Raw genomic sequence first — 10,641 nt, forward strand, 5'->3', positions numbered from 1 at the left:
GCTTTGCAGAGGTAAGTCGATCCCCATGAACCGCACCGGCCGCGCCCTGACCCTGGGCTGCCTGTTGCTTCTTCAGCCCCTGCTGGCCCTGGCGGAGGGCGGTAACTCGTTGCTGATTCCGGCGGCGGGCCGCTGCACTCTCGATGCTGCGCCCGAGGACCAGGAGAACGCCCTGAAGGCCTGCGAGCAGACGGCGGAGTCCGGGGATGCCGAAGCGCAGTACGAGCTGGGCGAGTTCTACTACAGCGGCACGCCGCGCCATCTCGACAAGGCGCTCAAGTGGTTCGAAAAGGCCTCGCTGCAGGGCCAGGGGCAGGCCCAGTACCGCCTCGGCTCGATGTTCTTCCATGGCGAAGGGGTCAAGGCCAACAACGTGCAGGCCTACATCCTGCTCAAGATCGCCGCGGTCAACGGCGCCGAAGACGCCCTGGACATGGCCGACGAAGTCAGCGGGCAGATGCCCCGCGACGAGCTCGAGCACGCCACCCAGGTGCTCGGCCAGATCTTCCGCAAATACCTGCTGGAACTGCAGAACGCCGAAGGCCGCACGCCCTTCTCTCCCCTGCCCTGAACCGCCTCGAGCCCTGTGCGGTCCGCCGGCATCATCGTTTCGTCAACTTGCCCTGCCATGATCGACACGCGGATCGGAAGCGTCGTACCGACCCTTGATCGTTTCAGTGCTTTCGCCACTGCCACTCAAGGGTTATTCTTGAGTTCACATTCATTGCCGTCGAGCGGCTAAAAACGACCTTGAACGCACCCATACAACCCCATCGTTTCATCCTCGAGCCCTTCGAGGCCCATCGTTTCGCCAACCTGTGCGGCCAGTTCGACGAGCACCTGCGCCTGATCGAACAACGCCTGGCTATCGAAATCCGCAACCGCGGCAATCAGTTCGAACTGATCGGCGAACCCAAGACCACCTCCGCCGCCGAACAGTTGCTGCGCCGCCTCTATCGCGAGGCCAAGGCCACCGACCTGTCGCCGGAAACGGTCCATCTCTATCTGCAGGAATCGACGGTCGAGAACCTCGAGAACCCGGCCGTCAACGAAGTCAGCGTCTCGCTGCGCACGCGCAAGGGCAACATCCGCCCACGCGGCGTCAACCAGCAGCGCTACGTCAAGGAAATCCTGGCCAACGACATCAACTTCGGCGTCGGCCCGGCCGGTACCGGCAAGACTTACCTGGCCGTGGCCTGCGCGGTCGACGCACTGGAGCGTGAACAGGTGCGCCGCATCCTGCTGGTGCGCCCGGCGGTCGAGGCCGGCGAAAAGCTCGGCTTCCTGCCCGGCGACCTCGCCCAGAAGATCGACCCGTACCTGCGCCCGCTCTACGACGCGCTCTACGAGATGCTCGGCTTCGAGCACGTGGCCAAGCTCATCGAGCGCCAGGTGATCGAGATCGCACCGCTGGCCTACATGCGCGGCCGCACCCTGAACAACAGCTTCATCATCCTCGACGAGAGCCAGAACACCACCCTCGAGCAGATGAAGATGTTCCTCACCCGCATCGGCTTCGGCTCGACCGCGGTGATCACCGGCGACATCACCCAGGTCGACCTGCCGCGCGGCACCAAGTCAGGGCTGGCCCATGTGATCGAGGTGCTCAGGGACGTCCCAGGTATCAGCTTCACCCATTTCCAACCCAAGGATGTGGTGCGCCACCCGCTGGTGCAGCGCATCGTCGAAGCCTACGACCGTTTCGACGCCCGTCAGGCCAAGCCCGAGGCACCCGGCAAAGATGCTTGAACTCGACCTGCAACGGGCCACGGACGCCGCCGCCCCCGACGACAACGCCTTTCGCCGCTGGTGCGAGCTTGCCTTGCGCCAGCGCAGCGCCGACTCCGAGATGACCATCCGCCTGGTCGACGAAGCCGAAGGCCGCGAGCTGAACCACACCTACCGGCACAAGGACTACGCGACCAACGTGCTGTCCTTCCCCGCCGATGTGCCCGACGAGCTGCTCGACATCCCGTTGCTGGGCGACCTGGTGATCTGCGTGCCGGTGGTCGAGCGCGAGGCCGCCGAACAGGGCAAGGCCCTCGAGGCGCACTGGGCGCACCTGGTCATCCACGGCTGCCTGCACCTGCTCGGCTACGACCACATCGAGGACGATGAGGCCGAGGAGATGGAAGCGCTGGAACGAACATTGCTGGCGGAACTGGGTCATCCGGACCCGTACGCCGACGACGAAGCCGAATCAATCACACACTGACACTGCAAGGATCACGAGTAACCGCCATGAGCGAAGACCGATCGAGCAACGGGCAAAAGTCCTGGCTAGGTAAACTGACCCAGGCTTTTGCCCATGAGCCGAAAAACCGCCAGGAGCTCCTCGAGCTGCTGCGCGAAGCCCATCAGAACAAGCTGCTCGACAGCGAAGCGCTGACCATCGTCGAAGGCGCCATCCAGGTCGCCGACCTGCAGGTGCGCGACATCATGGTGCCGCGCTCGCAGATGATCAGCATCAAGGCCAGCCAGTCGCCACGCGAGTTCCTGCCGGCGGTGATCGACGCCGCGCACTCGCGCTACCCGGTGATCGGCGAAAGCCACGACGATGTGCTCGGCATCCTGCTCGCCAAGGACCTGCTGCCGCTGATCCTCAAGGAGAACGGCGACAGCTTCAACATCAAGGACCTGCTGCGCCCGGCCACCTTCGTGCCCGAGTCCAAGCGCCTGAACGTGCTGCTGCGCGAATTCCGCGCCAACCACAACCACATGGCCATCGTCATCGACGAGTACGGCGGCGTGGCGGGCCTGGTGACCATCGAGGACGTGCTCGAGCAGATCGTCGGCGATATCGAGGACGAGCACGATGTCGAGGAAGACAGCTACATCAAGCCGCTGCCCAGCGGTGACTTCCTGGTCAAGGCGCTGACGCCGATCGATAACTTCAACGAGTTCTTCGACAGCGAATTCTCCGATGACGAGTTCGACACGGTCGGCGGCCTGGTAATGAGCGCCTTCGGCCACCTGCCCAAGCGCAACGAGACCACCGAGATCGGTCACTATCGTTTCCGTATTCTCAATGCCGACAGCCGCCGGATACACTTGCTGCGCCTGACACCGATCAATCGTTAAGGAACGACATGCGCTGGATCACCCGCCCCGGCTGGCCCGGTAACCTGCTGGCCATGGCGGCCGGCGCCTCCACCCTCCTGGCCCTGGCGCCGTTCGACGTCTGGCCGTTGGCCATCCTGTCCATCGCCCTGTTCTACGCCGGCCTGCGCGAACTGACGCCGCGCCAGGCCCTGGGCCGTGGCTGGAGCTTCGGCTTCGGCCTCTACGGCGCCGGCACCTGGTGGATCTACGTCAGCATGAACACCTACGGCGGTGCCTCGCCGCTGCTGGCGATCGCCCTGCTGCTGGCGTTCTTCGCCTGCCTGGCATTCTTCTTCGCCTTGCCCGCCTGGCTCTGGGCGCGCTGGTTGCGTCGTGACGAAGCGCCACTGGCCGATGCCCTGTGTTTCGCCGCCCTGTGGTTGCTGCAGGAGGCCTTCCGAGGCTGGTTCCTCACCGGTTTCCCCTGGCTCTACGCCGGCTACAGCCAACTCGACGGCCCGCTCGCCGGCCTCGCCCCGCTGGGCGGCGTCTGGCTTGTGTCCTTCGTCCTGGCCTTGAGCGCCGCCTTGCTATGCAACCTGTACCGCCTGCGTGAGCGCCGTGCGTTCCTGGCCGCTGGTGCGGTGTTGCTGGTGGCGCCGTGGATCCTCGGCCTGACCCTCAAGGACCACGCCTGGACCAAGCCGGCGGGCGATCCACTGAAGGTCGCCGCCCTGCAGGGCAACGTCGATCAGGACCTGAAATGGGACCCGGCGCACGTCAATGCGCAACTGGCGCTGTACCGCGACATGAGCTTCAGTTCGAAGCCCGTCGACCTGCTGGTCTGGCCGGAAACCGCCGTGCCGGTGCTCAAGGACCAGGCCCAGGGCTACATCGACATGATGGGCACCTTTGCCGCCGAACGGCATTCGGCGCTGATCACCGGGGTGCCGATACGGCAGATGGTTCACCACCAGCGCCGCTACTACAACGGCATCACCGTGGCCGGCGAAGGCGACGGCACCTACCTCAAGCAGAAGCTGGTGCCGTTTGGCGAGTACGTGCCGCTGCAGGACATGCTGCGCGGCCTGATCGAGTTCTTCAACTTGCCGATGTCGGACTTCGCCCGCGGCCCCGAGGACCAGCCACTGCTGCAGGCCAAGGGTTACCAGGTGGCACCGTACATCTGCTACGAAGTGGTCTATCCCGAGTTTGCCGCAAGCCTCGCCGCGCGCAGCGACCTGCTGCTGACCATCAGCAACGACACCTGGTTCGGCACCTCGATTGGCCCGCTGCAGCACCTGCAGATGGCCCAGATGCGCGCGCTCGAGGCCGGTCGCTGGATGATCCGCGCCACCAACAACGGCGTGACCGCGCTGATCGACCCGTTCGGCAGGATCACCGCGCAGATCCCGCAGTTCCAGAGGGCCGTGCTGTACGGCGAGGTGGTGCCGATGCAGCAGCTGACGCCTTACCTGCAATGGCGCTCGTGGCCGCTGGCAATTGTCTGCGTGCTGTTGCTGGGCTGGGCGCTGCTAGCCGGCCGGATCGCCAAGACCGTCTGAGCGACGACGCCTCCTGTAGGAGCGGCCTCGTGCCGCGAAAGGGCTGCGAAGCAGCCCCGGGGTCTTGGCGTACATGCACAGATCGCGGGGCCGCCTTGCGGCCCTTTCGCGGCACGAGGCCGCTCCTACAGAGGGCCGTGTGCGCTGGGCATCAGTAGAACAACCGATACCCCAGCAAACCCACCGCCTCGTTCAGCAACTGCCCGCTCTGCCACATGGCCCGGCTTTCCGGCAGCAATCCCGCGAACGGTCTTGCATGATCGCGCCCGAGGAAACCCACCGGCGCCGGCACCACCTCGAACCCGGCCCGTTCAAAGCTCCAGCGTGCACGCTGCATGTGCCAGGCCTGGGTCACCACCACCACCCGCCGGATGCCCAATGGCTGCAACACCTTCGCGCTGAACTCGGCGTTTTCCCAGGTGGTGTGGCTGGCTTCCTCCTTCCAAGTGACCTTCACAGCAAAATCGGCCTGCAGCCGATCAGCCATCAGCTGAGCCTCGCTGGGTGGCGTGCCATAGTGCAGGCCACCACTGGTCAGCACCGGCAACCCCGAGGCCTTGGCCAGGTGGGCGGCATAGCGCATGCGCTCCAGTGCCACGTAGGTCGGCTGGTCAGTACCGGCCCACGCCGGATCACCGCGCTCGCGCCCGGCGCCCAGAACCACAATGGCATCGGCCCTGGCCGCCAGGCCCGCCCATTCATCCGCCATCAACGCAGGTTCTGTTTCAAGGGCCCGGGCCACCTGCTCGACGGTCAACGGCAGACTCATCAGCCACAAACCACCCACGCCCAGGGCAAAGCAGGCCGCCGCCAGGCGTGGGCGGCGACGGCGCCACCACCAGGCGACCAGCAACAGCAGGAACAGGATGCCGGGCGGCATCAGCCATTGTTTGATGAAAAAGCGGATCGGCATCACACACCTCCATGGAAGGCGTGCAGCCTAAGAGGATCGGCACCGGGCCTCAAGGGCAACCGGCGCCGATCGATGCGTGCATTGCGAAAACCGGCGCGTAGTACCGCGCCTGCAACCCTGAACGGCTATCGGGACGGCAACGTCCTGGAGCTGGCTGGGGCGCCGGAGCGCTTGCGGTCCTTGAGCCAGACGATCCTGGCCGAGGACGGCTCCGGTTGCGGGTAGGCACCGGCACTGGCAAAACGGCCCTCCGGGAGGGATTCCAGGTAGGCCTTGATGACCTCGAACTCGGCATGGCTCAGGCCACGCAACTCCAGTTCGGCAGGCATCTCGTCGCGCAATCGCACCGAGGTCCGGGCCACTTCCAGTGCCAGGCCCAGGCGGTCGATCAGGCGTTCGTAAAGCTCCGGCTTGTTTGCGGTTAGTTGCGACTCTCCCATCCGTTCACCTCATTGAAGGTAAGAATATCTCCCCCCACAGATGAGCTTAGCGTCACTCGCAAAAGCGGCCGGGCGCTGCGACCAACGGCCCGCGCGACGGGCGATGCAATCAGGGTTTCCCACGACGCGCGGCGCTCATGTATGCTACGGCGTTCACTCTCATAAGATCCCGGAGTGCCGGACGCAGCGAGGTCGAGCTGCCTGGAACATGTCTCTTATTCCTCTCAATACAAAGTAGCCATGCACGAACAATACACGCCCCGTGATGTAGAAGCCGCCGCCCAGAATGCCTGGGACGAGCAACAATCGTTCGCTGTCACCGAACAGCCAGGCAAAGACACGTACTACTGCCTATCGATGTTCCCGTACCCGAGCGGCAAGCTACACATGGGCCATGTGCGCAACTACACCATCGGTGACGTTATCGCCCGCTACCAGCGCATGCTGGGCAAGAACGTCCTGCAACCGATGGGCTGGGACGCTTTCGGCATGCCGGCGGAAAACGCCGCGATGAAGAACAACGTCGCTCCGGCCAAGTGGACCTACGAGAACATCGACTACATGAAGACCCAGCTCAAGAGCCTGGGTCTGGCCATCGACTGGTCGCGTGAAGTCACCACCTGCAAGCCGGACTACTACCGCTGGGAGCAGTGGCTGTTCACCCGCCTGTTCGAGAAAGGCATCATCTACCGCAAGAACGGCACCGTGAACTGGGACCCGGCGGACCAGACCGTACTGGCCAACGAGCAGGTCATCGACGGCCGTGGCTGGCGTTCGGGCGCGCTGATCGAAAAGCGCGAAATCCCGATGTACTACTTCCGCATCACCGACTACGCCGACGAGCTGCTGGAAAGCCTCGACGAGCTGCCGGGCTGGCCTGAGCAGGTCAAGACCATGCAGCGCAACTGGATCGGCAAGTCCCGCGGCATGGAAGTACAGTTCCCGTACGACCAGGCCAGCATCGGCCACGAAGGCACCCTGAAGGTCTTCACCACCCGTCCCGACACGCTGATGGGCGCCACCTACGTCGCCGTCGCCGCCGAGCACCCGCTGGCCACCCAGGCGGCCCAGGGCAACCCGGCGCTGCAAGCGTTCATCGACGAGTGCAAGAGCGGCAGCGTTGCCGAGGCCGACATGGCCACCCAGGAGAAGAAGGGCATGGCCACTTCCCTGTGCGTCGAGCACCCGCTGACCGGCGAGAAGCTGCCGGTATGGGTCGCCAACTACGTGCTGATGCACTACGGCGATGGCGCCGTGATGGCCGTGCCGGCCCACGACGAGCGCGACTTCGAGTTCGCCCACAAGTACAACCTGCCGGTCAAGGCAGTGGTGCGCACCAGCGTCGGCGACGAAGTCGGCAGCGAGTGGCTGGCCGCCTACGGCGAGCACGGCCAGCTGATCAACTCCGGTGAATTCGACGGCCTGGACTTCCAGGGCGCCTTCGACGCCATAGAAGCCGCGCTGATCCGCAAGGACCTGGGCAAATCCCGCACCCAGTTCCGCCTGCGCGACTGGGGCATCAGCCGCCAGCGCTACTGGGGCTGCCCGATCCCGATCATCCACTGCCCGTCCTGCGGCGATGTGCCGGTGCCGGAAGACCAGCTGCCGGTCACCCTGCCAGAAAACGTGGTGCCGGACGGCGCCGGTTCGCCGCTGGCGCGGATGCCCGAGTTCTACGAGTGCACCTGCCCGAAATGCGGCAGCGCGGCCAAGCGCGAAACCGACACCATGGACACCTTCGTCGAGTCGTCCTGGTACTTCGCCCGCTATGCCTCGCCGAATTACGACAAGGGCCTGGTCGATCCGAAAGCCGCCAACCACTGGCTGCCGGTGGACCAGTACATCGGCGGCATCGAACACGCGATCCTGCACCTGCTGTACGCGCGCTTCTTCCACAAGCTGATGCGTGACGAAGGCCTGGTCACCTCCAACGAGCCGTTCAAGAACCTGCTGACCCAGGGCATGGTCGTCGCCGAAACGTACTACCGTGTCGCCAGCAACGGCGGCAAGGACTGGTTCAACCCGGCCGATGTCGAGATCGAGCGTGACGCCAAGGCCAAGATCATCGGCGCGCGCCTGAAGACCGACGGCCTGCCGGTGGAAATCGGTGGCACCGAGAAGATGTCGAAATCGAAGAACAACGGTGTCGACCCGCAGTCGATGATCGAAGCCTACGGCGCCGACACCTGCCGCCTGTTCATGATGTTCGCCTCGCCACCCGACATGAGCCTGGAGTGGTCCGACTCCGGCGTCGAGGGTGCCAGCCGCTTCCTGCGCCGTGTCTGGCGCCTGGCCCAGGCCCATGTGGCCCAGGGCCTGCCGGGCCAGCTGGACATCGCCGCCCTGAGCGACGAGCAGAAGGTCATCCGCCGCGCCATCCATGCCGCCATCAAGCAGGCCAGCACCGACGTGGGCCAGTACCACAAGTTCAACACCGCCATCGCCCAGGTGATGACCGTGATGAACGTGCTGGAAAAGGCGCCACAGGCCAGCGCCCAGGACCGCGCCCTGCTGCAGGAAGGCCTCGAGGCCGTCACCCTGCTGCTGGCGCCGATCACCCCGCACATCTCCCACGAGCTGTGGAAGGCGCTGGGCCACGACCAGGCGGCAATCGACGCGGCCTGGCCGACGGTCGACGAAAGCGCCCTGGTGCAGGACACCGTGACACTGGTGGTGCAGGTCAACGGCAAGCTGCGTGGCCAGGTCGAGATGCCGGCCGCCGCCAGCCGCGAGGAAATCGAAGCCGCCGCCCGCAACAACGAGAACGTCCTGCGCTTCACCGACGGCCTGACCATCCGCAAGGTCATCGTCGTACCGGGCAAACTGGTCAACATCGTCGCCAACTGATGGCAACGCCCGCCTGCACACCCTGCAGGCGGGCGTAATCGGTCCACGAGGGAGCAACACACATGATCAAACGCAATCTGCTGGTAATGGGCCTGGCTGTCCTGCTCAGCGCCTGCGGTTTCCAGCTGCGCGGCACCGGCACCACCGAGCTGACCATCAAGGAGCTGGACCTCAGCGCACGCAACGCCTATGGCGAAACGGTCACCCAACTGCGCCGCACACTGCAGAACAGTGGCGTGAAGGTCTATACCGGCGCACCCTATAAGCTCGTGCTCACCAACGAGCAGGAATCCCAGCGTGCCGCCACCTACAGTGGTGGCAACCGCTCGGCGGAGTACGAGCTGACCGTCGTGCTGAACTACGCGGTCGAAGGCCAGAACGACACGATCCTGCTGGAAGACAAACTGCAGGTGCAGAAGTATTACGTGTACAACGGCAACAACATTACTGGTTCCGGCCAGGAAGCCGTCCAGGTACGCCAGGAAATCCGTCGTGACCTGGTACAAGGCATGATGGTCCGCCTCCAGCAATTGACCCCGGCACACCTCGACGACCTGCAGCGCAAGGCCAACGAGCGTGCCGAAGCCGAAGCCCGGGCCATGCAGGAAGCCCAGCGCATCCAGGACGAGACGCCCCAGCAGTCGCCGCTGGAAGTCCCGGCTCCCTGAGCCTGATCGGGGCACCTCAGGTGCCCCGCCTCTCCCCATGAAGCTCGCTCCCGCCCAACTCAACAAGCACCTGCAAGGCCAGCTGGCGCCCGTCTACATCGTCAGCGGCGACGATCCGCTGCTGTGCCAGGAGGCCGCCGACGCCATCCGTAGCGCTGCTCGGCAGCAGGGTTACGACGAACGCCAGGTATTCAGCGCCGACGCCAACTTCGACTGGGGCAACCTGCTCCTGGCCGGCGCCAGCCTGTCGCTGTTCGCACAGCGCCGCCTGCTGGAACTGCGCCTGCCCTCGGGCAAACCCGGCGACAAGGGTGCCGCCGCGCTGATGGAATACTGCGCCAACCCGGCCGAGGACACGCTGCTGCTGATCAGCCTGCCCAAGCTCGATGGCAGTGCGCAGAAGACCAAGTGGGGCAAGGCCCTGATCGAAGGCGCGCACTGCCAGTTCATCCAGATCTGGCCGGTGGACGCCCAGCAGTTGCCACAGTGGATCAACCAGCGCCTGTCCCAGGCCGGTCTTTCGGCCCAGCGAGACGCCGTCGACCTGATCGCCGCCCGGGTCGAGGGCAACCTGCTGGCCGCCGCCCAGGAGATCGAGAAGCTCAAGCTGCTGGCCGAGGGTAACCAGATCACCGTGGAGACCGTCCAGGCCGCCGTCGCTGACAGCGCCCGCTTCGATGTCTTCGGCCTGGTGGATGCCATTCTCAACGGCGAGGCGGCCCACGCCTTGCGCATGCTCGAAGGGTTGCGCGGCGAAGGTGTCGAGCCTCCGGTGATTCTCTGGGCCCTGGCCCGCGAGCTGCGCCTGCTGGCAGGGCTTGCACAGCAGTTCAGCCAGGGTGTGCCACTGGACAAGGCGTTCAGCCAGGCACGCCCCCCGGTGTGGGACAAACGCCGCCCGCTGGTGAGCAAGGCCTTGCAGCGCCTGTCAGCTCAGCGCTGGGCCATGTTGCTGCAGGATGCCCAGCGTATTGATGCGCAGATCAAGGGGCAGGCAGAGGGCTCGCCCTGGACCAGCCTGGCGCGGTTGTCGCTGCTGATGGCCGGACAGCGATTGGCACTGCCTGCCGAGTAAAACCCATCGCGGGTCAAGGTGAACTGGCCTAATGATTTTGGACACCTTCATCGGGCGCTATGATGGCGCCCAATTGGAGGCAAAATCAGTG

10 protein-coding genes are annotated in these 10,641 nt (G+C 65.0%); 8 read left to right on the forward strand and 2 right to left on the reverse strand.

The window, feature by feature from the left end:
• Positions 1 to 25: 25 nt before the first annotated feature.
• The 5 genes from LU671_RS27965 to lnt all read left to right on the forward strand — a co-directional run bounded on the left by LU671_RS27965 (position 26) and on the right by lnt (position 4,607).
• Positions 26 to 571 carry a tetratricopeptide repeat protein gene (locus LU671_RS27965; RefSeq protein WP_203648151.1) on the forward strand — a complete coding sequence of 182 codons (546 nt, stop codon included), beginning with the start codon at positions 26 to 28 and terminating at the stop codon, positions 569 to 571.
• Positions 572 to 750: 179 nt separating this feature from the next.
• On the forward strand, positions 751 to 1,749 hold the full coding sequence (locus tag LU671_RS27970) for a PhoH family protein (RefSeq protein ID WP_203648152.1): 999 nt from the start codon (positions 751 to 753) through the stop codon (positions 1,747 to 1,749).
• On the forward strand, positions 1,742 to 2,215 hold the full coding sequence (ybeY, locus tag LU671_RS27975; protein ID WP_203648153.1) for an rRNA maturation RNase YbeY: 474 nt from the start codon (positions 1,742 to 1,744) through the stop codon (positions 2,213 to 2,215). Before LU671_RS27970 ends, ybeY begins: the two co-directional genes overlap by 8 nt.
• A gap of 26 nt (positions 2,216 to 2,241) precedes the next feature.
• Positions 2,242 to 3,081, forward strand: coding sequence for an HlyC/CorC family transporter (locus LU671_RS27980; protein ID WP_203648154.1), 840 nt, complete (start codon positions 2,242 to 2,244; stop codon positions 3,079 to 3,081).
• An 8-nt stretch (positions 3,082 to 3,089) separates the two neighbouring features.
• A complete protein-coding gene (gene lnt, locus LU671_RS27985) occupies positions 3,090 to 4,607 on the forward strand; it encodes an apolipoprotein N-acyltransferase (protein WP_232857703.1) in 1,518 nt (505 codons plus the stop codon).
• A gap of 151 nt (positions 4,608 to 4,758) precedes the next feature.
• On the opposite strand, the gene LU671_RS27990 is transcribed toward lnt, so the two are convergent.
• Together LU671_RS27990 and LU671_RS27995 are read right to left on the reverse strand one after the other, a co-directional pair.
• Positions 4,759 to 5,520 (reverse strand): YdcF family protein, encoded by a 762-nt coding sequence (locus LU671_RS27990; RefSeq protein ID WP_203648156.1) that lies wholly within the window; start codon positions 5,518 to 5,520, stop codon positions 4,759 to 4,761.
• A 125-nt stretch (positions 5,521 to 5,645) separates the two neighbouring features.
• A complete protein-coding gene (locus LU671_RS27995; RefSeq protein ID WP_110737917.1) occupies positions 5,646 to 5,960 on the reverse strand; it encodes a hypothetical protein in 315 nt (104 codons plus the stop codon).
• A gap of 240 nt (positions 5,961 to 6,200) precedes the next feature.
• Here LU671_RS27995 and leuS point away from each other — a divergent pair, with 240 nt between their 5' ends.
• The 3 genes from leuS (at position 6,201) to holA (ending at position 10,550) form a co-directional block, all read left to right on the forward strand.
• The gene (gene leuS / locus LU671_RS28000) at positions 6,201 to 8,807 is read left to right on the forward strand and encodes a leucine--tRNA ligase (protein ID WP_203648157.1); all 2,607 of its coding nucleotides are present in this window, start codon (positions 6,201 to 6,203) and stop codon (positions 8,805 to 8,807) included.
• 62 nt (positions 8,808 to 8,869) lie between these two features.
• Entirely contained in the window at positions 8,870 to 9,475 is a 606-nt protein-coding gene (locus LU671_RS28005) for an LPS-assembly lipoprotein LptE (protein ID WP_203648158.1), read from the forward strand.
• A gap of 37 nt (positions 9,476 to 9,512) precedes the next feature.
• Positions 9,513 to 10,550: a DNA polymerase III subunit delta gene (gene holA, locus LU671_RS28010; RefSeq protein WP_069016289.1), complete on the forward strand. Its 1,038-nt coding sequence runs from the start codon at positions 9,513 to 9,515 to the stop codon at positions 10,548 to 10,550.
• Positions 10,551 to 10,641 lie beyond the last annotated feature (91 nt).

Source organism: Pseudomonas sp. NMI760_13 (genome assembly GCF_021283245.1).
Taxonomy (GTDB): Bacteria; Pseudomonadota; Gammaproteobacteria; order Pseudomonadales; family Pseudomonadaceae; genus Aquipseudomonas; species Aquipseudomonas peradeniyensis.